Annotated in this window: 22 protein-coding genes; 11 read left to right on the forward strand and 11 right to left on the reverse strand. The window is 62.0% G+C overall.

The window, feature by feature from the left end; all coding sequences use genetic code 11:
• Nucleotides 1-23: 23 nt before the first annotated feature.
• From RA20_RS12620 to RA20_RS12645, 6 genes are all read right to left on the reverse strand, one after another.
• The gene (locus RA20_RS12620; RefSeq protein ID WP_039129134.1) at nt 24-881 is read right to left on the reverse strand and encodes a DMT family transporter; all 858 of its coding nucleotides are present in this window, start codon (nt 879-881) and stop codon (nt 24-26) included.
• Nucleotides 882-987: 106 nt separating this feature from the next.
• Nucleotides 988-1,578 carry a hypothetical protein gene (locus RA20_RS12625; RefSeq protein WP_152618509.1) on the reverse strand — a complete coding sequence of 197 codons (591 nt, stop codon included), beginning with the start codon at nt 1,576-1,578 and terminating at the stop codon, nt 988-990.
• A 119-nt stretch (nt 1,579-1,697) separates the two neighbouring features.
• Entirely contained in the window at nt 1,698-3,350 is a 1,653-nt protein-coding gene (gene groL, locus RA20_RS12630) for a chaperonin GroEL (protein WP_039129142.1), read from the reverse strand.
• Between the two features lie 65 nt (nt 3,351-3,415).
• Entirely contained in the window at nt 3,416-3,703 is a 288-nt protein-coding gene (locus tag RA20_RS12635) for a co-chaperone GroES (protein WP_039129145.1), read from the reverse strand.
• A gap of 192 nt (nt 3,704-3,895) precedes the next feature.
• On the reverse strand, nt 3,896-4,897 hold the full coding sequence (locus RA20_RS12640; protein WP_039129147.1) for an isopenicillin N synthase family dioxygenase: 1,002 nt from the start codon (nt 4,895-4,897) through the stop codon (nt 3,896-3,898).
• A 175-nt stretch (nt 4,898-5,072) separates the two neighbouring features.
• Nucleotides 5,073-5,744: a DUF2161 domain-containing phosphodiesterase gene (locus RA20_RS12645; RefSeq protein WP_039129150.1), complete on the reverse strand. Its 672-nt coding sequence runs from the start codon at nt 5,742-5,744 to the stop codon at nt 5,073-5,075.
• A gap of 164 nt (nt 5,745-5,908) precedes the next feature.
• Here RA20_RS12645 and RA20_RS12650 point away from each other — a divergent pair, with 164 nt between their 5' ends.
• The 3 genes from RA20_RS12650 to RA20_RS12660 all read left to right on the forward strand — a co-directional run bounded on the left by RA20_RS12650 (nt 5,909) and on the right by RA20_RS12660 (nt 9,154).
• A complete protein-coding gene (locus tag RA20_RS12650) occupies nt 5,909-6,892 on the forward strand; it encodes a TraB/GumN family protein (RefSeq protein WP_039129153.1) in 984 nt (327 codons plus the stop codon).
• A gap of 40 nt (nt 6,893-6,932) precedes the next feature.
• Nucleotides 6,933-7,913, forward strand: coding sequence for a TraB/GumN family protein (locus tag RA20_RS12655; protein ID WP_039129155.1), 981 nt, complete (start codon nt 6,933-6,935; stop codon nt 7,911-7,913).
• Nucleotides 7,914-8,233: 320 nt separating this feature from the next.
• Nucleotides 8,234-9,154: a manganese-dependent inorganic pyrophosphatase gene (locus RA20_RS12660; RefSeq protein ID WP_039129492.1), complete on the forward strand. Its 921-nt coding sequence runs from the start codon at nt 8,234-8,236 to the stop codon at nt 9,152-9,154.
• 88 nt (nt 9,155-9,242) lie between these two features.
• Here RA20_RS12660 and RA20_RS12665 read toward each other — a convergent pair whose 3' ends face one another.
• A complete protein-coding gene (locus RA20_RS12665) occupies nt 9,243-9,728 on the reverse strand; it encodes a DUF995 domain-containing protein (protein WP_039129163.1) in 486 nt (161 codons plus the stop codon).
• 328 nt (nt 9,729-10,056) lie between these two features.
• Between RA20_RS12665 and RA20_RS12670 the strand changes: the two genes are divergently transcribed.
• The gene (locus RA20_RS12670; protein WP_039129165.1) at nt 10,057-10,779 is read left to right on the forward strand and encodes a helix-turn-helix transcriptional regulator; all 723 of its coding nucleotides are present in this window, start codon (nt 10,057-10,059) and stop codon (nt 10,777-10,779) included.
• A gap of 83 nt (nt 10,780-10,862) precedes the next feature.
• Here RA20_RS12670 and RA20_RS12675 read toward each other — a convergent pair whose 3' ends face one another.
• Nucleotides 10,863-12,776, reverse strand: coding sequence for a methyl-accepting chemotaxis protein (locus RA20_RS12675; protein ID WP_039129168.1), 1,914 nt, complete (start codon nt 12,774-12,776; stop codon nt 10,863-10,865).
• A gap of 230 nt (nt 12,777-13,006) precedes the next feature.
• Nucleotides 13,007-15,061 (reverse strand): M10 family metallopeptidase, encoded by a 2,055-nt coding sequence (locus RA20_RS24680; RefSeq protein ID WP_052248989.1) that lies wholly within the window; start codon nt 15,059-15,061, stop codon nt 13,007-13,009.
• A 298-nt stretch (nt 15,062-15,359) separates the two neighbouring features.
• Between RA20_RS24680 and RA20_RS12685 the strand changes: the two genes are divergently transcribed.
• The 6 genes from RA20_RS12685 to RA20_RS12710 all read left to right on the forward strand — a co-directional run bounded on the left by RA20_RS12685 (nt 15,360) and on the right by RA20_RS12710 (nt 20,672).
• Nucleotides 15,360-16,235 (forward strand): TIGR01459 family HAD-type hydrolase, encoded by an 876-nt coding sequence (locus tag RA20_RS12685; RefSeq protein ID WP_039129171.1) that lies wholly within the window; start codon nt 15,360-15,362, stop codon nt 16,233-16,235.
• 197 nt (nt 16,236-16,432) lie between these two features.
• Complete coding sequence (locus RA20_RS12690; RefSeq protein ID WP_039129173.1) at nt 16,433-16,876, forward strand: MaoC family dehydratase; 444 nt, start codon at nt 16,433-16,435, stop codon at nt 16,874-16,876.
• Nucleotides 16,877-17,569: 693 nt separating this feature from the next.
• On the forward strand, nt 17,570-18,019 hold the full coding sequence (locus tag RA20_RS12695) for a hypothetical protein (RefSeq protein ID WP_039129175.1): 450 nt from the start codon (nt 17,570-17,572) through the stop codon (nt 18,017-18,019).
• 176 nt (nt 18,020-18,195) lie between these two features.
• Nucleotides 18,196-19,128: a bifunctional riboflavin kinase/FAD synthetase gene (locus RA20_RS12700; RefSeq protein WP_039129177.1), complete on the forward strand. Its 933-nt coding sequence runs from the start codon at nt 18,196-18,198 to the stop codon at nt 19,126-19,128.
• A 5-nt stretch (nt 19,129-19,133) separates the two neighbouring features.
• Complete coding sequence (locus RA20_RS12705; protein WP_039129496.1) at nt 19,134-19,604, forward strand: YcgN family cysteine cluster protein; 471 nt, start codon at nt 19,134-19,136, stop codon at nt 19,602-19,604.
• A gap of 33 nt (nt 19,605-19,637) precedes the next feature.
• Nucleotides 19,638-20,672: a threonine aldolase family protein gene (locus RA20_RS12710; RefSeq protein ID WP_039129179.1), complete on the forward strand. Its 1,035-nt coding sequence runs from the start codon at nt 19,638-19,640 to the stop codon at nt 20,670-20,672.
• A gap of 34 nt (nt 20,673-20,706) precedes the next feature.
• Here the strand turns inward: RA20_RS12710 and RA20_RS12715 are convergent, their stop codons facing one another.
• Together RA20_RS12715 and RA20_RS12720 are read right to left on the reverse strand one after the other, a co-directional pair.
• Nucleotides 20,707-21,507, reverse strand: a complete 801-nt coding sequence (locus RA20_RS12715) for an alpha/beta fold hydrolase (protein ID WP_039129183.1) — start codon at nt 21,505-21,507, stop codon at nt 20,707-20,709.
• Nucleotides 21,504-22,106: a 2-hydroxychromene-2-carboxylate isomerase gene (locus RA20_RS12720; RefSeq protein ID WP_039129184.1), complete on the reverse strand. Its 603-nt coding sequence runs from the start codon at nt 22,104-22,106 to the stop codon at nt 21,504-21,506. The genes RA20_RS12715 and RA20_RS12720 overlap by 4 nt, the downstream gene beginning before the upstream one ends.
• A gap of 107 nt (nt 22,107-22,213) precedes the next feature.
• On the opposite strand from RA20_RS12720, the gene RA20_RS12725 reads away from it, so the two are divergent.
• Nucleotides 22,214-23,236 (forward strand): ribose-phosphate pyrophosphokinase, encoded by a 1,023-nt coding sequence (locus RA20_RS12725; protein ID WP_039129186.1) that lies wholly within the window; start codon nt 22,214-22,216, stop codon nt 23,234-23,236.
• Nucleotides 23,237-23,300 lie beyond the last annotated feature (64 nt).

Genomic DNA, 23,300 nt, shown 5'->3' on the forward strand with positions numbered 1-23,300 from the left:
GCGGAACAGGGAAGACCCTGCGCCTATTTGGCAGCGCTCGCCTTGCGCCCAGGCGCCCGCAGCACCACCAGCGCGATGCCGCCCAGCACCGCCGCGCTGCCAAAGACCAGCCGCAGGCCGATCGCCTCGCCCAGCATCGCCGCCCCGGCCAGGATCGCAATCACCGGCACGCTCAGCTGCACAGTCGCCGCCACCGCTGGCAGGATCTGCGGCAGCAGCCGGTACCACAGCGCATAGCCCATGCCGGAGGTCACCGCGCCTGACAGCACCGCCAGCACCGCGCCATATGCAGTCACCGTGCTGCCCCCAAGCCACAGCGCGACCGGCAGGAACATCGCTGTCGACCACAGGAAATTCACCGCCGTTGCCGCCAGCGGCTGCGCCGCCCCGCGGCCCAGAATGCTGTAGATCCCCCAGCCCAGCCCCGCCGCCGCCATCAGGAGCGACGCACCCAGCGGCACCGCACCGGAACCATCGGGCCAGACCACATAGGCCAGCCCCAGAAAGGCCAGCACCGCGCCTGCCACCTGGCCTGCGCTGACCGGCGTGCCCCGCAACGCACCCCAGGCAAACATCGACACCTGCACCACGCCGAACAGAACCAGCGCCCCAAGTCCCGCATCAAGCTGCTGATAGGCCAATGAAAACCCGGCAATATAGAGCGTCAGCGCCGCGCCGCCCTTCAGGCTCGCCCCCCGGCCCTGACGCACCGCCAGCCCCTGCATCCGGCACAGAACCACCAGCATGGCAGCCCCGGAAGCCAGCCGCAGCAGCCCAAAGCTGCCCGCATCCATATGCCCCGCGCCAATGGCCATACGGCTGAGAATGGAGTTCGCGGCAAAGGCGATCATGGTGAGGGAGACAAGAAGAAACAGGCGCATTGCAATGGGTTAGCCCGCCGGGGTGCAAGGGGCCAGTGAATTCTTCGTGTCAGAGGTCCGAGAACGCCCGCGGGTAGATCAGCTCTTCCTCCGGCACATCATCGCATCAAGACCCATCTGAAAACGCAAAAGAAACTGCCGCTTCTTCAATCGCGCTTTTAATCGTTGGTTCAGAAGAGCCATATTGACCAAGGAAATCCTGCTCCAGCAATTCAACATTTTCTTCATTGATCTGGTCTTCGGCAGCCTGCAAATCTTCCCAGTACTGCTCGATGTCAAAGGTCTCAAATTTCTGCAAACTTTGCTTGGCAGCGGCCTGCAGAGTCAGAACCGGAGCAAGCACCTCGTTAAACCGGTCCGCAATACTTTCCAGTTTCAAGAGTTTAAGCAGCGGAACACTATCTGCAACCAGTTGCGGCTGGTTTCCAAGCAGCCCATCCCAGACACCCCCATTCCCGATCCCACCAGCCAGGTGCGAAGAGCAGAACACAACCCATTGGAACTCATTCATGACGCCCAGTTCTTTCAGCGAAATGTATCCTCCAGTCAGCGTTTCCGGAGTTTGGATTTGTTGCAATTCTAGAGAAATGTGATCTGTAAAAATGAGATTGTACAAATCCGAAAGAACAATCTCAGAGGAAGGGGAACGGTCTAAAGCATCAAGCTGTGGCGCAGATGGCATAGGCACTTTGAACAAATCGAAATTCCAATATTGAAGACACGGCGAGACTACAAAGTTCAGCCAGTACGGCAAGTTAAAACAAAAAGGGCTGCCCTCACAGGCAGCCCCAAATCATCCGGATGGATGGCTGATGCTTACATCATGCCGCCCATGCCGCCCATGCCGCCCATGTCGGGCATGCCGCCGCCAGCGCCTGCGCCTTCTTTGGCGGGCTTGTCAGCAACCATGGCTTCGGTGGTGATCAGCAGGCCTGCAACCGATGCCGCGTCTTCCAGAGCGGTACGGGTCACTTTCGCCGGGTCGATCACGCCGAAGGAGAACATGTCGCCATATTCTTCGGTCTGCGCGTTGAAGCCGAATGCGCTGTCGGTGCTCTCACGGACCTTGCCCGCAACAACCGCACCGTCGACGCCTGCGTTTTCAGCGATCTGGCGCAGCGGCGCTTCGATGGCTTTCTTGACGATGGTGATACCGGCGTTCTGGTCGGCGTTTGCGCCTTCCAGGCCTTCCAGTGCCTTGCCGGCCTGAACCAGGGCAACACCGCCGCCGACGATCACGCCTTCCTGCACAGCTGCGCGGGTTGCGTTCAGAGCATCGTCCACACGGTCTTTGCGCTCTTTCACTTCCACTTCGGTCATGCCGCCGACGCGGATCACGGCAACACCGCCTGCCAGTTTGGCAACGCGTTCCTGCAGCTTCTCACGGTCGTAGTCGGAAGAGGTCTCTTCGATCTGGGTGCGGATCTGGGCAACACGTGCTTCGATCTCGGCCTTCTCGCCAGCGCCGTCCACAACAGTGGTTTCGTCTTTGGTGATTTCGACCTTCTTGGCGGTGCCCAGCATGTCCATGGTCACGGACTCGAGCTTCATGCCCAGATCTTCGGAGATCACCTGGCCGCCGGTCAGGATCGCGATGTCCTGCAGCATGGCCTTGCGGCGGTCGCCGAAGCCCGGTGCCTTGACAGCAGCAATTTTCAGGCCGCCGCGCAGTTTGTTGACAACCAGGGTCGCCAGCGCTTCGCCTTCAACGTCTTCGGCGATGATCAGCAGCGGCTTCTGCGACTGGATCACCTGCTCCAGCAGCGGAACCATCGGCTGCAGCGAGGACAGTTTCTTTTCGTGCAGCAGGATCATGCAGTCTTCGAGGTCTGCAATCATCTTGTCCGGGTTGGTCACGAAGTAGGGCGACAGGTAGCCGCGGTCGAACTGCATGCCTTCGACGACATCGGTCTCGGTTTCCAGACCTTTGTTCTCTTCGACGGTGATCACGCCTTCGTTGCCGACTTTCTGCATCGCGTCTGCGATCTGCTGGCCGATGGCTTCTTCGCCGTTAGCGGAGATGGTGCCAACCTGCGCAACCTCAGCGGAGTCTTTCACGTCGCGTGCGGAAGCTTTGATGCCTTCGACGACTTTGGCGGTTGCCAGGTCGATGCCGCGCTTCAGGTCCATCGGGTTCAGGCCCGCTGCAACCTGCTTCAGGCCTTCACGGACGATCGCCTGGGCCAGAACGGTTGCGGTGGTGGTGCCGTCGCCGGCTTCGTCGTTGGTGCGGGAAGCAACTTCCTTCACCATCTGGGCGCCCATGTTCTCGAACTTGTCTTCCAGTTCGATTTCCTTGGCAACCGACACACCGTCTTTGGTGATGCGCGGCGCGCCGAAGGATTTGTCCAGAACCACGTTGCGGCCTTTCGGGCCCAGGGTCACTTTCACAGCGTCAGCCAGCACGTTCACGCCGGCCAGCATGCGGTTGCGCGCGTCAGTGGTAAATTTGACGTCCTTAGCAGCCATTTTTCACTCTCCTAGAGAAATTCTGTAATTGTCAGCGAGTTAGGGGATCAGAGAAGCCGGAAGGCTTACTCGATGATGCCCATGATGTCGCTTTCCTTCATCATCAGCAGCTCTTCGCCGTCAACGGTGATCTCGGTGCCGGACCATTTGCCGAACAGGATCTTGTCGCCTGCGTTCACTGCCATTGCGATCAGCTCGCCGCTGTCCTTGCGGGCGCCTTCGCCGGTGGCGACAACAACGCCTTCGCTCGGCTTTTCTTTTGCGGAATCGGGGATGATCAGGCCGCCAGCGGTTTTCTCTTCGCTTTCGGTGCGGCGCACCAGCACACGGTCATGAAGCGGTTTCAATGCCATCTTTGCAGCTCCTTAAAGGCTCAAAGGTTGTTATCTCGTTCCACCCCCGCTCCCTGGCAGGGGTCGTTATCACTCACACCCGGCGAGTGATAACGAGGGGAAGCTAGGAATGCCCCGCGGCCTTGTCAACAGCGGAATCAGCAAAAACTTGGGGGCACCGCAGCGCCCCCTGAATTTCCTTGGGTTATCTGCTCAGGCAGCCCTGCCCTTTAAGTGCGGAAAGCTGTCCTTGAAGCGGCCGAACTTATGGCTGCCGCAGGTGACCGGCTGATAGCGGGCCGGGTTCTCCGCGCTGACACAGCACTCCAGGGGCTGGAACACCGCCTCTGCATCAGCGTCGATAAAGAAGGGAATCGAGTAACGCTCGCGCCCCGAAGCATTCACCACCCGGTGCAGGTTCGCCAGGTACAGATCATTGGTCAGCCTTTGAATCAAATCGCCGATGTTAATCACAAAAGTTCCGGCAACCGGCGGCCCCTCGACCCAGGCGCCATCGCGGTTCATCACCTGCAGGCCGCCCACATCATCCTGCGCCAGAATGGTCAGGCTGCCGTAATCGGTGTGGGCGCCAATGCCCATCACGCTCTCATCGATCTGCCCTTCCTGCGGCGGGTAGTGCAGCAGCCGCTGGATGGTGATCGGGTTTTGCATTCTCGGTGCAAAGAAATCAGCCTCCAGATCCAGGCTGACCGCAATCGCCCGCATCAGCCGCTGCGCCAGGGCTTTCATCTCCTCATGATAGCCGTAGACGGCGTCGGCAAACTCCGGCCGAGCCGCGGGCCACTGGTTGGGGCCGAAGAACGGGGTGCTGCCGCCCGGGCATTCCGGGCCGATGTCAAAGCACTCTTTCAGATCCTTGGTCTTCGTCGGATCGGTGTTTTCCCCGAAAATCTCGATATAGCCGCGCAAGCTGAGCCCGGACTTCGAGATATGGAGGTCCATCTTGTCCTGCAGCGGCAAGTCAAAGAACGCCCGGGTCTCATCAAAGGCGCCGTTCACCACGGCCTCCGGCACACCGTGGTTTTTCACATAGAAGAACCCGGCGTTGGTCAGCGCCCAGCGGATTTCCTTGGCCACGTCAAACAGGCTGCCGCCGCTGTTCAATGCGCTGATATCGATCACCGGGATCTTGTCGAAGGATACCCGCTGCGCCCGCAGGCGGTCCTGAAGCCGGTCGATGTCCTGAGTTGCCATTGCTGTCTCCCCTCGTGCAAAGCTGCCGCTGTCATCGGCGCTGCACCGGGGTTTCTCAACAGGGAAAAAATCCGCCTCACTTGAACTGAAGTAAAGCGAGCTAACTTCTCAGCTTTCAATTTAAAGAGACTGGAAGGGATCACACATTAGCGCACAGAAACCGAATAGCAGGAAACTACTCTTCTTCCCAGCTCCCGGCCCAATGCACCAACCCCTCTCGGCCCGCTTCTGTCAGCTGGTAGATGCCGGTCTCAACGCGCTCGAACCAGCCATAGTGATTCTTGCCCATCAGCTGAGTGGCGCGGGAAACGCCGGTGGCCTTGGCAACCTCCGCACCTTTGGTTGCGCCTGCCTCAGCCAGATGCGCGGCGCAGGCCAGCGCGTCCTGGCGGTAAGCGGTGACAATGCCGTGCCGTGTGGCGCCGCCGGCATTGGGATCGCCGCGCAGGGTTTGAAACTCCCGCAGCAGCCGCGCCTGCTTCTTCTTGGATTTGCGCGGCGCATAAGGTCCGGGATCGCAATGAACCTCCGCCCGGCCGTCCTCGCGCAACGTAATAAGGCCCAGTCCCAGCCGCCGGCACATCGACAGATTGTCCTTCAGCATCCGCCGCGCCTGCCTTCCGCCGGGCCGCGGCACCGCGATATAGACGTGGTCCGAGACTGAGAGCCGGGCAATCGCCTGATGAAAAAGCGACAGCGAAAACTTCAGCTTCAGCTCGACAATCACTGGCGCCTCATCGCCGCGGACCGCCACGACATCAGCAGCGCCCACCTCTCCCTTGACGCTGTAGCCCTGCGCTTCCAGCAGCGCTTTGACGGGCGGGTAAAGCTGATCTTCGCGGTCCATGCCTTTCAGTGGCAGGAACTGCCGCCAAAGGCAACTCTGCCGCAAACCGCCCTGCTCTCCGCAAAACCCGCCCGCCTCTCAAGGTTTTACATTGCCGTGACCCATCCCCGGACCTAGGTTCATAAGTCCAAGCCACAGGTCCGGACCCGGGGAAAGGGCACTTGATGAAACGGATAGTACTGGCGCTAGCACTGGCACTGCAGGCCACAACCGGCTTTGCCGCCTGCCGCGGCCTCGACTACCGCGCGCATCTGCCCGCTGATACCGAAGCCCGGCTCGAGCGCGAGATGGCCGCCACGCCGTTTTCCCGCGGCAACCATTGGGTTGCGACCAAGGGCAGCCGCACCATCCACGTGATCGGCACGATGCACGGCGGCGATGCCCGCATGGCCAAGGTGATGCGCACCCTGCGCCCCGCCCTGGCCGCTGCCGAGGCGATCTACCTGGAAACCTCGCAGGCGGATATGGAGCGGATCGATGGAATGCCGCCGTCGATGGCCCGCAATTTTCTGCTGCCCAAAGGCCAGGAGTTGCGCCACCTGCTGGACCAGGAGGCCTGGCAGCGGTTTGAGCTCACCGCCCGTGTCAGCGGCGCCAATCTGGACACGGTGAACCGGATGCAGCCCTGGGCGGTCTCCATGTTCCTGGTGCAAAGCGGCTGCCGCCCCTACGGCTTTGGCCTGCGGCGCGGCCTGGATGACCGGATCGCTGATTTTGCCCGCCGCAAACGCATTCCGCTCGGCGCTCTGGAAACCCCGGAACAGGCGCTGGCAGCCGTCGCCAGCCTGCCGCTGCGCGACCAGGCCCGGATGCTGGAACTGGAGCTGGAGCTTTTGCAATCCGGCAGGCCCGAGGATGCCACGCCGGTGGAGGCCTATTTCGACCAGAGCGTCTGGACCGCCTTTATCCTCGCGCCCTGGGTCAGCGCCCAGTACAGCAGCTTTTCCAGCGCTGAAACAGAGCGGCTGTGGCGCCAGTACAACCGCCGTCTGCTGGACCTGCGGAACAGCCGCTGGATGCGAGTCATCCTTGCCGCCGGCCAGGACCGGATTGTGGTCGCTGTGGGCGCAGCCCACCTGCCCGGCAGGAACGGCGTCCTGAACCTGCTGCAGGCGCAGGGCTTCACCCTAAACCGCGCCCCGTGGTAGGCAAAGGCCGGACAGTTTTTCTTTTTAGGACCCTTCCTTCATGCGCCTTTTTCTAACTTCATTTTTCCTTCTGCTGCCCACATCGCTCTGGGCCGCCTGCACCGGCATCGACCAAAGGCTGGCAATGCCCGCCGAGGACCGCACCAGGATTGAAGCACAGGTTGCGGCCACGCCGTTTTCCGAAGGAAATCACTGGATCGCCCGGCGCGGCAGCCGCACCCTGCATGTGGTCGGCACCATGCACATCTCCGACCCCCGTCTGGACGCCATCACAACCGCCCTGGCCCCGGTCATTGCCGAGGCCGACCTGCTGCTGCTGGAGGGCACCAAGCAGGAGGAAGCGGAGATGCTGGCAGCGATCGGCCGCGACCCTTCGCTGACCCTGATCACCGAAGGCCCCAGCCTGATCGACCGGCTGCCGCCGCAGGAATGGGAAAGCCTGGCCCAAAAAGCCCGTGCCAACGGCGTGGCGCCCTGGATGGCCGCCAAGATGCGGCCATGGTTCCTGGCGGTCTCGATGGCGGTCCCGCCTTGCCTGCGCATGCTGCCGGACAGCACCAACGGACTGGACAGCCGGCTGGAACAGGCCGCGGAGGACGCCGGCACTGAAACCCGGGCGCTGGAAGGCCCGATGACGCTGTTTGAGGTGTTCAACAGCGAGCCGCTGGAAGAGCAGGTCCGCCAGCTGCGCGCCTATCTGGCCCTGCTGGGCGGCGAACAGGATGCCTTCTACACCATGGTCGAAGCCTATTTCGACGAGCAGTCGCAGACCTACTTCACCATCTACGAGCAGGATTTCCTGCAGTCGGATGTTCTTCCAGCCGGCGAAACCCGCCGGATCTGGCAGGAGTCGATGGAAGCCATGCTGGACAACCGCAACCTGGCCTGGATCCCGGTGATCGAGGCAGCGCAGGGTGATCTTATCGTGGTCGCCGCCGGCGCGCTGCACCTGCCCGGCGAAAACGGCGTGCTGAACCTCTTGCAGCAGCAGGGCTACACGCTGGAGCGTGCGCCGTTCTGATCTCTCTATGGAGCCCGTACCGCACAGAGCTTTTCAGGGATCAGCTACACCACCAGCAATTCCTATACCCGCAGAACTAAGCCGGGCTGATGCCGGACTGCCACCCGGGCCTCGCCCGGTATATCCGGGATTTCGCACAGCAACCGGGCTACGGTGCGCCCCTTCCGGGGCGCGATGCCGGGACAGCAGACCTGTTCGGCCAGCCCCCTTCTGAACACAACGCCGCATTGCAGAAGCTGCGGGGTGACAAGCCCGCCCGCCAGTCCTATAAGGCGCGCAATTCTCCCCTTTTTGGACTCATGAGTGAACAGGACAGTCACATGACCATTCAAGTTTTCGGCCATAAATCCCCCGACACCGATTCCACCGGCTCGCCGATCGTCTGGGCCTGGTACCTGAACGAGGTAAAAGGCGTTTCCGCTGAGCCCAAGCTGCTGGGCGAGCCGAACACCGAAGCGGCCTTCATGCTGCAGCGCTGGGGCTTCGAGAAACCCGCGATCATCGAAGATGTGGCCGATGACGCAGCGGTTGTGATCGTCGACACTAACAACCCGGCCGAGCTGCCCGCCAACATCAACGGCGCCGACGTGCAGGCGATCATCGACCACCACAAGCTGGTCGGCGGCCTGGAGACCAAAGGCCCGATCGACATCACCATCCGTCCGCTGGCCTGCACCGCCACCATCATGCACGACCTGATGGGCGACGATGCCGCCAAGATGCCGGAAGCCGTCAAAGGCGCGGCGCTGACCTGCATCCTGTCCGACACCCTGGAGTTCCGCTCGCCGACCACCACCGCCCATGACAAGGCCGTGGCCGAGAAGCTGGCTGCCGACCTGGGCATCAACATCTCTGAGTACGCCGCCGAAATGTTTGCCGCCAAGTCGGACGTCTCCTCCTTCTCCGACGCCGAGCTGCTGCGCATGGACTCCAAGGAATACGAAGTCGACGGCACCAAGTTCCGCGTCTCGGTTCTGGAAACCACCGCGCCGGCCGTTGTGCTGGACCGCAAGGCCTCGCTGATGGACACCATGACCACCGTCGCGTCCGAGGACGGCGTTGATCAGGTGCTGCTGTTTGTGGTCGATATCCTGAACGAGGAAGCCACCCTGCTGGTTCCGAACGACCTGGTGAAAACCGTTGCTGCCAAATCCTTCAGCGCCGATGCTGCGGGCGACACCGTGGTTCTGCCGGGCATCATGTCCCGCAAAAAGCAGATCATCCCGAACCTGAAAGTCTAAGTCCCCAACCGGACCGGACAGCAGAAGGCGCCCCGCGGGGCGCCTTTTCTTTGAGGGAGGTCTTGGGGCTCTGGCCTGCCCGCCCGTGCTACAGCCCCAGGCGCTTGCTGATTTTCCGGAACAAGCGTTTCTGACTGTTGCCGCTCACCTGCTTTTCAGCGTTGTGCCGGTACCAGCCGCCGTCCTCGCCCAGGTAGCGTTCCCAAACAGTGCCGTCCGGCGCGGTGACAAACTGCCAGCAGCTCTTGAAAGGCAGAACCTTCACCGCCCCGTCAACGGCTTTGTGCCAGTCGGCTTCACTGCACAGCTTGCCCTTCCGGGTCACATACCATTTGCCCGTGCCCACAGCATCGCCGGTCTTGTTGATCCCCTGAAAGCTGCCATCTGCGGCCCAATAGGCGTGGCCGCCGCGGCTCCAGTTTGACGTCTTGCCCGCATAAAGCTGCATGATGACTTCCGGCGGCGTCGCCTTGGCGCCCTTTGGCTTGGCGGCGGCCAATGCGCCGGTCCCCGGCAACGCGGCCAAAGCCAAAGCTGCGGCACCAGCCAGAAAATACTGTTTCAATGATGTCATTTCCGAAATTCCCCAAGTAGATGCTCTGCGCCGCCGCAGCGGCAAGGTTTCCAGCAAGTGCGCCGCCGTAGCCCGCACGCATCTGGCTTCAGTACAACTGAAACCGCGTGAAAACAGGGCTGCCACCACTCACTCATCAATCGCGCACCTGCCGGAAACAGCCGCCCGGCCCAATTGCCAAGCACGAAAAAAACATTGCCTGATCGCCTTAGACGGGCCAACCTAGTGATATTTATAGGGCTGCGAAATCTTATAGGACTGGACGCCGCACCGGCCCGCTCGGTTAACTTGCGGTAGTTTATTGTTTGGTACTGATGTGAAAAACGCCTTGATCGACACCCTGGATGCGCTGCTCTGCCCGCCGGACCAGACCGGCCGCTGGCAGGCCGCGCAGAGCCTGGCACAGCAGATGGGGATCAAGAGCATCCTGGTCGCCAAGGCAGACGGCACCCTGAAGGACATCAGCTGGATCAGCACGAACATGCCGGACAGCTGGATGGAGGAATATCTGTGCGAGGGGTATGTCGAGGTGGACCCGCTGGTCGAAGACCTGGCGGCGCGCTCCGGCAGCATGGTTCTAAACTGCGGCACCCTGCAGCGCAGCGACGGGGCGCCGGACAAGGCCTGGGCCTATAACCACGGGCTCAAGGCTGCCGGGTTCGGCACCCTGCATTGCACCCGCTTCGGCCAGCCGCGCGGTGCTGGGAAGTATGTCACGCTCGGTTATGAAGACAGCTTCCGCACTGCCCGCAGCAGCAGCGGGCTGGAGATGCAGCTGTTCTCCGCCCTTCTGGCCAGCACCATTGATCAGGACACTCCGCCCACGGAGAAGCGCTACGGCGGGACTGCGCCGCCGCTGCTGACCACGCGCCAGCGGGAGGTGCTGTCGCTGCTGGCGGAGGGCATGATGACCGCCCGCATCGCCGAAAAACTGGGCCTGTCAGAAGCCGCGGTCTCCTTGCATTTCGCCAATGCCCGCAAGGCTCTGGGGGCCAATACCCGCGAGCACGCCCTGGCGCTGGCTATGAAGCAGGGGCTGATAGAGCTCTGAACGCGCCAGCGGCAGCCCGTTTCCGGACTGCCGCTGTCTGTTTGCAGTGCTTGGCCTTGGTGCAACCCTGCTTGACCCGCCTCTCAGGCAGAGCGGGCCTGCGGCTCGCTTTCCTCCGGGAACACTTCACTGCCGTCGTTGAAGTCCTCCCAGATCGTGCCCCCGCCTTCATCAGCAGCCGGTTCCGGCTCTGCCCAGAGCTGTTCTGCCACGGGTTCAGCTGCGGCTGCCGGCTTGGACTGCCAGCCGCCTCCGCCAGGCGCGGGCTCTTCACCGTCGCGCAGGGTGAACTGGCCCACCAGTTCATTGAGCCCCACGGTCTCGTTGTTCATGACCCGGATTGCATTGCCGGATTCCTCCACCATGGAGGCATTCTGCTGGGTCACCGAGTCAAGCTGGGAAACGCCGGTGTTGATCTCGTTCAGCCCCTGGGCCTGTTCGGCGGATTCGCTGGAGATGCCATTGACCAGCTCGGCGATGTTGGTGACCTGTGTGACCACGGTCGTGAGCGCCTTGCCGGCGCCGTCCACCTTCTGCACCCCGTCCTTCACATGCTCGGTGCTGGCGCTGATCAGCACTTTGATCTCATTTGCCGCATCCGACGAGCGCTGTGCCAGTGCCCGCACCTCCGAGGCAACCACCGCAAAGCCGCGGCCGACCTCGCCCGCACGCGCGGCCTCGACGCCTGCGTTCAGTGCCAGGAGGTTGGTCTGGAAGGCGATGTCGTCGATCACCGTGATGATCTGCGAGATCTGGTTCGAGGATGCCTCGATTTCATTCATCGCTGCAATGGCGCCTTCCACCACGCGGCCGCTGGTCTCGACATCGCTGCGCGCGGTCTCCACCACTGATTGCACCTCCTGGGCGTTGCGGGCGGAGTTGTTGACGCTCGCGGTCATCTGCTCCAGCGCGGCCGCCGTCTGCTCCAGCGTCGCCGCCTGGCTTTCGGTGCGGCCCGACAGCTCCTCAGAGGCGGACTGGATTTCGCCCGACTGCTGCTGGATCCGGTGGCCTGCGCGCACCACATCGGCCATCAGTTCATTCAGCTTGTCAACGGTCTCGTTGTAGTTCACCCGCAGCGGATCGTAATCCCCGCTGAAGCTGGTGTTGATCCGGTCGGTCAGATCGCCCGAAGACAGCCGCTGCAGCGCCGCCCGCAGCCGTTCGATCACCTGCTCGCTTTCCTCGCGCAGGGCGTTCTGCTCCTCCAGAGCATTGATCACCCGTCCGGAGACGGCATCAATGTCCTTGGCAATCTCGCCGAAATCATCAGCGCGCATCCGATCGGCAACTTTGAGGCCCAAATCGCCTTCGGCCACCTCGCGCAGAGCCCCGCGCAACCGGGCAACCGGCCGGGTGATGGTCAGTGTCACCTGCCGTGCATTGCGGGCCATCACCAGCAGCGCCACCACGGAGAAGCCGATCAATGTATAGAGCAGCTGCATATCATGCGCCCGCGCTTCCGCGGCCGTCGTCTCGGTGAACTCTTTGATCTCCTTGCCCAGCGGAGCCAGCGCCGCGTTGAGCTCCTCATACCGTTTCTGCAGGTCCGGCAGCGCTGCAGCCGCAGCCCCGGCGTCCGTGAAGGCCAGCTCCATGACTTCCTGGGCAGCGGCGGAAAAGGCTGCCGCAACCGGCACCAGCTCAACCACATGCTGGCGGATCTCTCCGGACAGGTCCACCTTCTGCAGCGCCGCGATGGAGTCCTGCATGCTCTGCAGGTCGCTGGCGAACTTGGCTTTCAGGTGCTCTTTCTTCTCTGCCGGCCCGTCCGGACCAACCAGAAGAGCATGCACCACGCCCGCCTCCATCGCATCATGCATCTTGTCTGCCATCAGCTCGTGGCGGATGGCATCGGTTGCATTGATCTGCCGTTCAAGCTCCAGCTCGCTTTGCCACAAGCTGTAGACCGCTGCGGTTGAGAGAATGACCACAGACGCGATCGAAATCACACCTGAGTACAGCAACCGGGTTTTCATCGTTAGAGTTCGGAACATCGGTAACACACCATACTGTTGCACGCGAACTCAGCCTAAAGGTGAGTTATTAAGAAAGGCTTGGGTTTTCAACAATCACCAACAGTCATTTATTTTCATATGCTTGCACATCCTCCGGCGAGGTGCAGAGGGTGCCGCAACTGGCTGGAAGCACCGCCAAGGGCACCTCTGCATGCAACCGGGCCAGGGCAGTGTCCTGCCCTGGCCCGGCCGCGGTTCCCCGTGTTGGATCAGAGGATTGTGATATTGCCGGTCAGGTCCTGCAGCTGCAGATCCTCCAGCGTCAGGATGTCGCCGCCGCCGAAGTCGAACACCACGTCAGACCCGGCCTGGCTGGCATTGCTGAGCGCGTCGGCTTCAGAGGAGAGGCCGAAGCCGCCCAGCAGCAGCGTGTCGCTGCCGGTGCCGAAGTCGGTGATCGTGGCGGTGTCATGATTCAGCTTGAACTCGAAGGTGTCGGCGCCGCTGCCGCCAGTCATGGCATCATCGCCAAAGCCGCCGGTGAGGAAGTCATTATTGTTGCCGCCGAACAGCGTATCGTTGCCGGACCCGCCCTTCAGGCTGTCGTTGCCATTGCCGCCGTAAAGCGCATCGTTCTGGTTGAAGCCGATCAGGGTGTCGTTGCCATTGCCCGCGACCAGAGTGTCGCCGCCGGTGCCGCCGGACAGCGAGTCATTGCCCTGATTGCCGACAAGGCGGTCAGCGCCACTGCCGCCGGAGAGGATGTCGTCGCCTTCGCCTGCGTTCAGGGTGTCGTTGCCGGCATTGCCTGTCAGGCTGTTGCTGCCGTCATTGCCGGTGATCACATTGCTGGCGGTATTGCCGGTGCCGTCGAGATCGCCGGTGCCAGTCAGCACCAGGTTTTCGATATGATCGCCATGCGCGCTCAGATCAAAGCTGACCGAGCTGTTGACGGTATCGGTGCCTTCCCCGGCGTCTTCGATGACCGTATCGCCGCTGTGGTTGACCCAGTAGATGTCGTCGCCGTCGCCGCCGTCCAGCTTGTCCGCATTGCCGCCGCCGTCGAGCACGTCATTGCCATTGCCGCCGAACAGCGTGTCCTGGTTGGCGCCGCCGTCCAGCGTGTCGGCGCCGCTGTTCCCGGTCAAGGTGTCATTGCCGTTGCCGCCGGTGAGGCTGTCGCTGCCGCCGTCGCCGCGCACGTAGTCGTTGCCGAAGCCGCCCCCCAGGACATCGCCGCTGCCGCCGCCGCGCAGGGTGTCATGGCCGCCATGGCCATACAGGGTGTCAGCCCCGTCGTTGCCCTCCAGCCGGTCATTGCCGTTGCCGCCCCGCAGGGTGTCGCTGCCGGCACCGCCGTAAAGCGAGTCATCGCCGTCTCTGCCTTCCAGCGAGTTGTTGGCCTGGTTGCCGGTGATCACATCGTTGCCTGCGCCAGTGATCACGTTTTCCAGCACGGTGCCGCGGGCAATACCGATATTGCCGGTCAGGCCGCCAACATCCGAGAATTTGGTATCCTCCATGTCGATGCGTGCATCCTGGCTCCAGGGGCTCACGTCGAGGGTGTCGTTGCCGCCCTGATCATAGATCGTAAAAGCAAACTTCTTCCACGCCACATCATTGTGCGGCGCGCCGAGATTGCTCCAGGCGTCGAAATAGGTGCCAAGCGGACCGGTGAGATTGGAGTTCAGCCCCCAAATGGTGTTGCCTGCAGTGCCGCCACTGCCGCCAGGCGCGCCGTAAAGGTTCTGAATGGCGATAACATCCACCATCATCGGCGTCAGCACAAAGCCGAAATCAGCCGACACCGAGGTGTTCTCGACTTGGTCGAAGTACGACATCACCGACAGCTGCCAGCTGTCATTGGAGAAGGTCTCGTCAACGCCATAGGTGGCGCCGCCGTTGTAGTCCCCCTGATGCCCCAGCCCCAGCGCATGGCCAAGCTCGTGCATATAGGTCTGCTGGCCGTAGCCGTCGATCTCGGTTCCGTATTGAGCCAGCCAGTCGGTGGAAATGTTGACGGTGGCAGATTGGGTATTGCCGTTGGTGGAATACGTCGCGTGTGCGTATGCGCCCGGCTGATCATCGGTAAAGGTGATTTGCGCCGCACTGGTGGTTTCTACAAATTTGATATCGGCGACCATCTCCCAGGAAGCCATCGCCCGCCGTGCCATCTCCTGGCCATCGGCGGTCAGCCCGGTCAGATTGACCGTGATCTGATTGCTGCTGCTGGTATCGAAACTGTGGCCCAGGTCGCTGTTGTCCTGCCAGTACCCGTCGGTGAGGTAATCCGCCATTTGATCCAAGGTGCCTGCGGCTGCCATGGTAGTCCCTTTCTGCAATGCCCCGGCACCGCGCAAACCAGTAAAATCAACAAAAGCAGGGCGTTAAAATCAACGCCACAGCCGTAGCCCCCTGCATTCGGTTTGGGTAGCAAGGTATTCCTTACCTTGCATTGTAGTGTCGAAAATTCCGCTATGATTGCATCACTCCCTAGGCGCGGCGGCCGCTACCCGTTAGCCGTCATCAGACGGATCGGAAAGATGATGCTTTGCTGGCCATTGCCGCCGCCCTCTGCCATAGCTGGGCGCGCAACAGATCCACGCGCAAGAAGGCCCGGCCATGACCCAGATCATCACTTCCCTTTCCGACGTCTCCAGCCGCTACAAGGCGCTGTTTGTCGACCTCTGGGGCTGCGTGCACAATGGGATCACTGCCTTTCCCGATGCGGTTGCCGCGCTGAAGGCTTACCGCGAGGCGGGCGGCATCGTGGTGCTGGTCACCAACTCGCCGAAGCCGCGGGCCGGCGTGGCGGCGCAGCTGGGCCAGTTCAACGTGCCGGATGATGCCTATGACACGATCTCCACCTCGGGCGATTCCGCACGGGCGGCAATGTTCACCGGCGCGGTCGGCAACAAGGTCTATTTCATGGGTGAGTGGCAGCGCGATGCAGGTTTCTTCGAGCCGCTGCATGTTATTCATGAGCCCGTCGAGATCACCCGGGTGCCCCTGCAGGAGGCCGAAGGCATTGTCTGCTGCGGCCCGTTCGACACCATGGCCGACCCGGAGGTGAACCGGGCCGATTTCCTTTATGCCAAGCAGAAGGGCATGAAGCTCTTGTGCGCCAACCCCGACATCATCGTCGACCGCGGCGAAAAGCGGGAATGGTGCGCGGGCGCCCTGGCAAAGCTCTACACCGAAATGGGCGGCGAGAGCCTCTACTTCGGCAAACCGCATCCTCCGATTTACGACCTGGCCCGTCTGCGTCTGCAGGAAGTGGCGCCGGGGATTGCCGATTCCGAGATCCTGGCGATCGGCGACGGGCCGCATACGGATATTGCCGGCGCCATGGGCGAAGGCATCGATTCTCTGTTCATTACCGGCGGGCTTGCGGCCAGAGAGACAAAGACATCGGTCCAGCCGGATCCGGAAGCGCTGGCTGCCTACCTGGCGCAGGAGCAGTCTGCCCCCACCTATGCCATTGGTTTCCTGCGCTAAAACCTCCTGAAAGCCCCCGTGCCATGGTACCGGGCGCCCTCTGATGTGTTCAAACCCCGCCTGCCCCGGCGGGGTTTTTCTTTGTCAGAAATCTCTTGATTTTCTGCACCTGCAAAGTAATAAAGTTGCGCAAGCGGGCAATCGGGCGCGCAAATGTTTCATCGACGCCTGAAGGGAACAGGCGAACGGAGGATCGAATGTTGGACAACATGCCGCGCGGAACCATCTGCATCGAAGACATCGAGATGGGCATGACCCGTTATGTGCGCAAGGTCATCACCGATGAGGACATCCAGATGTTCGCCCAGGTCTCGACCGACCACAATCCGGTGCACCTGGATGACGAATACGCCAATGACACCATGTTCCAGGGCCGCATTGCCCATGGCATGCTGACCGCGGGGCTGATCTCGGCGGTGATCGGCGAGCAGCTGCCCGGCCACGGCACCATCTACATGAGCCAGTCGCTGAAGTTCCTGGCGCCGGTGCGCCCGGGCGACATGGTGCTGGCCGAGGTCGAGGTGACCGACATTGTGATCGAAAAGCGCCGGGTCAAGCTGGACTGCCGCTGCATGGTGGACGGCAAGAAGGTGCTGGTGGGCGAAGCCATGGTGATGGCGCCGTCGCGCAAGTTCGACTGAGGCGGTCTTAAAAAGGGGGCGTTGCCCCCTCGGCCCGTGCCGGGCCTCACCCCCAGGGTATTTTTGACCAGAAAGAAGCGGCATTGGCGGCGGTTCGGCCCCGTGCGCGCAGCACTTAGAGCCGCCGGGGCAGCCTGCCCGGGCGGTTTTGCTTTGGCTGGTTCTGTCTGCATGGCGCGGGGTCCGCGAAGGATGGCGGCGCCGCCGGATGGAGCTGGACAGACCCCGCGGGGCCCGCTCGGACAAGCTGGCTTGAACGAGCCCCTTTTTATCGGAGCCGGTTTCCGGGTGCTGCGCAGGCGGCCTCACAGTTCGCCTGCGCCTCTCATCATGGCCCCGGCGCGCGGGGCCTTGGCGGGTGATCTTGATCACTTGGGAGCATGGCAGAGGGGCATGAGGATCAGGTGAAGGCGGCGTTCGGCGGGGGCGCAACGCCTGCCTGCTCAGATCGCTTTCACACCGATTACACAGCCAATCCATCCTATCCAAGGCACTATCTCAAAGGAGCAAAACAGTTCCGCCCGCTCATTCCGCCGTCAAACAGAAAGAATTTTCTTGGCAGATATCTGTGTCTAATCCGAAGAAGCTGATCATCGTGTTATTGATGGCATGAGGGCCGCCCTTGCCACTTGCAGCCATCGTGAAGATAACCCACTCGCGACGGCCGTTTGAATCTTCGACAAATGAATAGGAATGAGCTTGGCTCAGAGGATCATCATTGAAACTCAGCCCGTTGATCCTTTGGAAGAGATTCCACTCTGCCTGTCACAAAACCAGTTGAAAGCCTTCGCGGCTTCAAAAAACTGGTCCCTTTCCCTGGCTTCAAACGGCACGTGGCTGGTCACCCCGCCAGGCCTTTCTCTGCGGTTTGGAGACGGCAATCTTGCCTCCGTTTCCAGAGAAGCTCCTGGCGATTTTGATGAGTTTATGAAGCTTGCTTTTCGAAGGCAGATAGACAGCAAGGTATCCACACAAGACGTTGAGTTTTTTGCACTGCCGACGGCTGGCTTGGGTCAGCTGAGTATGGTTAAGGCCGTGTTTGAGCTGCCGAACGATCGGCGGGTGACCTACCATTTCAGCACCCTGGCAAGCCAGTCCTATATTATGAACACCCATTCTTCGTTGTCCAACTGCGGAAATTGACGGCTGACCAAAAGCGCTGTTCGGGCCAGAATTGAAGTGCCATTGGAATCCTTTTTGGGAGCCCATGGTGTTTTCCTGGCTGCCAGCTTGAATTTCTGCGGGAGGCTTGCAGCTCCGTCCCTTTCTCGCAGCACAGGCCGCTTGAACCGGCTGCGGCATAGCGATAGGCATGCGCCATGCGTATCGTCAGAGATTATGAATTCGTCGAAGTCCAGGACCGGGGCGCCACGGTTGCCATCGGCAATTTCGACGGCGTGCATCTGGGCCATCAGTCGGTGATCGAACTGGCCCGCAAGGCGGCGCCGGAGGCTCCGCTGGGGGTGATGACATTTGAGCCGCACCCGCGCGAGTATTTTGCGCCCGATGCGCCGCCCTTTCGTCTCATGCGCGCCGAGACCCGCGCTCACCGGCTGGAGAAGCTGGGGGTGAAGCGGCTTTATGAGCTGAATTTCAACACTGCGCTGTCGAGCCTCAGCCCCGAGGAATTCGCCCGCGACGTGATTGCCGAAGGGCTGGGGCTGGCGCACGTGGTGGTCGGCGCCGATTTCTGCTTTGGCAAAGGACGCGCAGGCAATGCCGTAGACTTGCAGCGCTTTGGCGCGCAATACGGGTTTGGCGTCACCATTGCGCCTTTGATGGAGTATTCCGAGCACGCAGTCTCCTCCACCGCGATCCGCAATGCGCTGAGCGAAGGCCGGCCAGCGGATGCCAAGGAGATGCTGGGCCATTGGCACCGGATCGAAGGCACTGTGATCGGCGGCGAGCAGCGCGGGCGTGAGCTGGGCTTTCCAACCGCCAACATGTCGATCGACGGGCTGCACCAGCCCCGGTTCGGGGTCTATGCAGTGCTGGTCGATGTGCTGGACGGCCCGCATGAAGGCAGCTACTTCGGCGCTGCCTCCATTGGCGTGCGGCCGATGTTTGGCGGCGAAGTGCCTAATATCGAAACCTTCCTGTTCGATTTTTCCGGTGACCTTTACGGCGCGACGCTGTCCGTCGGGCTGGTGGCCTTTCTGCGGCCGGAGCTGAAGTTCGACGGGCTGGATGCACTGATTGAACAGATGGACGCGGATTGCACCAAGTCGCGCGAAATCCTGGCAGCGCTATGAAGCCAGTGAAGGATGTCATTGACCGGTCCGGCCTGGGCAAGCGGTTTTGGGAGAAGAAGCCGCTTGCGGAGCTGAACGAGAAAGAATGGGAAGCGCTGTGCGACGGCTGCGGCAAATGCTGCCTGAACAAGCTTGAGGACGAGGAGACCGGCGAGGTTGCGCTCACCCGGGTCGCCTGCCGCCTGCTGGACGACGCCACCTGCCGCTGTGCGCAATACCCGATCCGGCACCAGTTCATCCCGGAGTGCATCGTGCTGAAACCCGAGAATCTGGACACCCACGCCTATTGGATGCCGGAGACCTGTGCCTACCGGCTTCTGTGGCAAGGCAAGCCGCTGCCGGAATGGCATCCGTTGCTGACCGGCACGCCGGAAAGCGTGCATGAGGCAGGTGTTTCAGTGCGCGGCTGGACTGTGTCGGAGTTCGAGATTTCCGAAGACGAGTGGGAAGACCACATTATCGAAGAGCCAACCTGATATTTTCCGGCTTCCGTTTCAAGGAGTTCATCTATGCATTTCGCCTCAGACAATTCCGGACCGGTGCCGCAGCAGATCCTGGATGCTTTGGCCAGGGCCAATCAGGGTTACGCCATGGGCTATGGCGCCGACACGGAGATGGCCGGGGTGACGGCCCGGATCCGGGAGATTTTCGAGGCGCCGGAGGCCGCGGTCTATCTTGTGGCCACCGGCACCGCCGCCAATGTGCTTGCTTTATCGACCCTGTCGCAGCCCTGGCAAACTGTCTTTTGCACCCTCCCCGCGCATATTCTGCAGGATGAGTGCAACGGGCCGGAGTTCTACACCGGCGGTGCAAAGCTCACACCGGTCACGGACGCAGGTAAGATGACCCCTGACGATTTGCGCACCGCCATCGAAGGCGAAGAGAGCCGCGGCGTGCACGGACCGCAGCGCGGGCCGGTGTCGCTGTCCCAGGTTACCGAACAGGGCACCGTCTATTCCTTGGCTGAGTTGGAGGCGCTCGGCACCGTGGCCCGGGACTATGGTCTGCCAGTGCATATGGACGGCGCGCGCTTTGCCAATGCTCTGGTCTCGCTTGACTGCACGCCCGCAGAGATGACCTGGAAGGCGGGAGTGGATGCGGTCTCTTTCGGCGGTACCAAGAACGGCTGCATCGGTGTGGAGGCGGTGATCCTCTTTGACCCGGCCCTTGCACAGCAGTTCGAGTACCGCCGCAAGCGCGGCGCGCATCTGTTCTCCAAGCACCGCTATCTGTCGGCGCAAATGCTGGCCTACCTGAGCGATGATCTGTGGCTGGACAATGCCCGGGCCGCCAATACCAAGGCTGCGCTGCTGGCCGAAGGGCTGTGCGCCGCCGGTGCAAGGCTCAGCCACCCGGTACAGGCGAATATGATTTTTGCCGCCCTGCCCCGCGGCACCCACCGCCGGCTGTTTGAAGCCGGCGCCGCGTATCACCTGTGGGATGGCGGTCTGGAGGGGTCGGACGAGGAGCTGGTCACCGCCCGTTTTGTCTGCGACTGGTCGCTGCCGGATTCGCAGGTGCAGGCGCTTCTCTCCCTGCTGTGACGCTTGGACAGGGGGCTCTGCTCCGGGTCCCTGTTCAGTGCTCTGCCCAGAACCCGCGCAGTTGCGTTGCGGTTGTTTCCGGATGGGTCACTGGCAGCATATGGCCGGCGCCGGGTATTGTGATGCAGCGGGCGCAGGCCAGTCTGCGCGAAAGGCCTGCAGCCACCGCCTGCATCACCGGCAGGCTGGCGCCGCCGGACAGCAAAAGCACCGGCATAGACACCGGATCCAATGCGCCCGCTGCCAGGGTACCGTTCTCATCCAGATGCAGCGTCTGGTAGCTTGCCGGGATCACCGGCATCGCCCGCACCATCGCTGCGCGCACCTGCTCCGGAAGGTCCGGCCATTTTGGGTCGCCGGTTCCCCACATCCGGTTGAACAGGCGGGCGGCCAATTCGATATCCCCGGCTGCCAGCGCCGCATCCACGGGCTGACTCTCGGCTTCCATCCTGGACAGAACGCCAGGGTCATCCGCCCGCGCCGCTGCAAACAGCACCGGCTCGATCAGGGTGAGGCTGCGCACCAGCGCGGGACGTGCCATTGCCATCCGCAGTGCCACAGTGGCACCAAAGGAATGGCCCATCAGATCAACCGGCTGCGTCAGCAGCGCCAGCCCGGCTTCAACGTTCTGCAGCTGGTAATTCCCCTGCCCGTCCCAATCCGGGCTGCGGCCGTGGCTGAGCATGTCGAAAGCCGTCAGGGTGGCCTCCTCTGCTAACTCCGCCGCCAGTCCGCGCCAGGCTCCGGAGTGCGCCAGCGAGCAATGCACCGCCAGCACCTGCCGCGGGCCATTGCCGAAGCTGCGGGAAAACACTCCCGCCGGAAGATCCTTCACGCCGCCTGTCCCGCCAGATGTGCGTCCAGGTCTTCCAGCCGGTCCTGCCCCCAGAACCGCCCCCCGTCCGCAGTCACCCAGAACGGCGCCCCGAACACCCCGGCACTGACTGCATCCTCGAGGTTTTGCGCATAGGTCTCCGCTCCGGCCAGGAGGCCGCTGTCGGCTAGCGCTGGGTCAAAGCCGGCGCCGCTGAGACAGCCGCGGATCACATCGTCTTCGGCGATGTTCCTCTCCTCCGCCCAGCAGGCGCGCAAGATCGAATGCACCAACTGGCCCATATCGCCGCCGCCCGCCCGCTGCGCCGCGATAATGGCATAAGAGGACGGCGCAGCGTTGGTGGGCCAATGCGCCGGTTTCAGGTTGACGGGCATATCCAGCTTTGCCGCCTGCCGCTGCAGCTCGATCAGCCGGTATTCCTGGCGCGAGGGATGGCGCTCGCCCGGCGGAGTGCCGCCGGTGCGGGGAAACAATGAAATAATGTCCAGCGGCTTGCAGTTCACCGTCACGCCGTGGCGAGCGGCGATCTCCCAGGGCCTTGTGCCGGCCAGATAGGCAAAAGGCGACAGGGTTGAGAAGTAAAAATCCATAGCTGCCATTGGTTGTTTCTCCCGCTAATAACTTTGCGTGAAGGTATGTGCGTGCTAAGCGGGGTTCAATATCACGAATCTGACACATAGCCATTGCTGCCTGGGGATATCAGCCAATGCCGACCTTGAACGAACCCAAGCTTATTGCTGGGAACGCCAACCTCCCTCTTGCCCAAGCCATTGCCCGCCGCATGAGCATGCACCGCGGTGTCGACCAGGGACTGGTGGATGCCCGCGTCGAGCGGTTCAATGACGGCGAGATCTTCGTCGAAGTCTATGAAAATGTCCGCGGCGAGGACATGTTCATCATCCAGCCGACCTCGAACCCGGCCAATGACAACCTGATGGAGCTGCTGATCATCGCGGACGCGCTGCGCCGCTCCTCGGCCCAGCGGATCACCGCGGTCATTCCCTACTTCGGCTATGCCCGCCAGGACCGCCGCACCAAGGCGCGCACCCCGATTTCGTCGAAGCTGGTGGCCAACATGCTGACCGGCGCCGGCATCGAGCGGGTGCTGACCATGGACCTGCACGCCGCCCAGATCCAGGGCTTCTTCGACATTCCGGTGGACAACCTCTATGCCTCGCCGATCTTTGCGCTGGACGTGAAGGACCAGTTCAAGGACCGGATGGGCGAGATCATGGTGGTGTCGCCGGACGTCGGCGGCGTTGCCCGCGCCCGCGAGCTGGCCAAGCGAATCAACGCCCCGCTGTCGATTGTCGACAAGCGCCGCGAGAAGCCGGGCGAAGTGGCCGAGATGACGGTGATCGGCGATGTGAAGGACAAGATCTGCCTGATCGTCGACGACATGTGCGACACTGCCGGCACCCTGTGTAAGGCCGCCCAGGTGCTGCTGGACAATGGCGCCAAAGAGGTGCACGCCTATATCACCCACGGCGTGATGAGCGGCCCGGCGGTTGAGCGCGTCACCAACTCGGTGATGAAGTCGCTGGTGCTGACCGACTCGATCCAGCCCACCGAAGCCGTAAAGAACGCGCCGAACATCCGCATCGTGCCGACCGCGCCGCTGTTCACCCAGGCGATCCTGAACATCTGGCACGGCACATCGGTGTCGTCGCTGTTCGAAGACAAGACCCTGGTCCCGATCTACGAGAGCCTATACTCCAACGGCGGCTGAGGCAGCCCCGTTTCCCGGATTTGAGAAAGCCCCGCAGTTTGCGGGGTTTTCTTGTATTGAACCC

The organism is Leisingera sp. ANG-Vp (assembly GCF_000813725.1).
GTDB lineage: Bacteria > Pseudomonadota > Alphaproteobacteria > Rhodobacterales > Rhodobacteraceae > Leisingera.

Bases quoted from the DNA above. Each gene is read 5' to 3' on its own strand.
- RA20_RS12620 (WP_039129134.1), bottom strand. From the start codon at position 881: ATGCGCCTGTTTCTTCTTGTCTCCCTCACCATGATCGCCTTTGCCGCG.
- groL (WP_039129142.1), bottom strand. From the start codon at position 3,350: ATGGCTGCTAAGGACGTCAAATTTACCACTGACGCGCGCAACCGCATG.
- RA20_RS12635 (WP_039129145.1), bottom strand. From the start codon at position 3,703: ATGGCATTGAAACCGCTTCATGACCGTGTGCTGGTGCGCCGCACCGAA.
- RA20_RS12640 (WP_039129147.1), bottom strand. From the start codon at position 4,897: ATGGCAACTCAGGACATCGACCGGCTTCAGGACCGCCTGCGGGCGCAG.
- RA20_RS12645 (WP_039129150.1), bottom strand. From the start codon at position 5,744: ATGGACCGCGAAGATCAGCTTTACCCGCCCGTCAAAGCGCTGCTGGAA.
- RA20_RS12650 (WP_039129153.1), top strand. From the start codon at position 5,909: ATGAAACGGATAGTACTGGCGCTAGCACTGGCACTGCAGGCCACAACC.
- RA20_RS12655 (WP_039129155.1), top strand. From the start codon at position 6,933: ATGCGCCTTTTTCTAACTTCATTTTTCCTTCTGCTGCCCACATCGCTC.
- RA20_RS12660 (WP_039129492.1), top strand. From the start codon at position 8,234: ATGACCATTCAAGTTTTCGGCCATAAATCCCCCGACACCGATTCCACC.
- RA20_RS12665 (WP_039129163.1), bottom strand. From the start codon at position 9,728: ATGACATCATTGAAACAGTATTTTCTGGCTGGTGCCGCAGCTTTGGCT.
- RA20_RS12675 (WP_039129168.1), bottom strand. From the start codon at position 12,776: ATGTTCCGAACTCTAACGATGAAAACCCGGTTGCTGTACTCAGGTGTG.
- RA20_RS24680 (WP_052248989.1), bottom strand. From the start codon at position 15,061: ATGGCAGCCGCAGGCACCTTGGATCAAATGGCGGATTACCTCACCGAC.
- RA20_RS12685 (WP_039129171.1), top strand. From the start codon at position 15,360: ATGACCCAGATCATCACTTCCCTTTCCGACGTCTCCAGCCGCTACAAG.
- RA20_RS12690 (WP_039129173.1), top strand. From the start codon at position 16,433: ATGTTGGACAACATGCCGCGCGGAACCATCTGCATCGAAGACATCGAG.
- RA20_RS12695 (WP_039129175.1), top strand. From the start codon at position 17,570: ATGAGCTTGGCTCAGAGGATCATCATTGAAACTCAGCCCGTTGATCCT.
- RA20_RS12700 (WP_039129177.1), top strand. From the start codon at position 18,196: ATGCGTATCGTCAGAGATTATGAATTCGTCGAAGTCCAGGACCGGGGC.
- RA20_RS12710 (WP_039129179.1), top strand. From the start codon at position 19,638: ATGCATTTCGCCTCAGACAATTCCGGACCGGTGCCGCAGCAGATCCTG.
- RA20_RS12720 (WP_039129184.1), bottom strand. From the start codon at position 22,106: ATGGCAGCTATGGATTTTTACTTCTCAACCCTGTCGCCTTTTGCCTAT.
- RA20_RS12725 (WP_039129186.1), top strand. From the start codon at position 22,214: ATGCCGACCTTGAACGAACCCAAGCTTATTGCTGGGAACGCCAACCTC.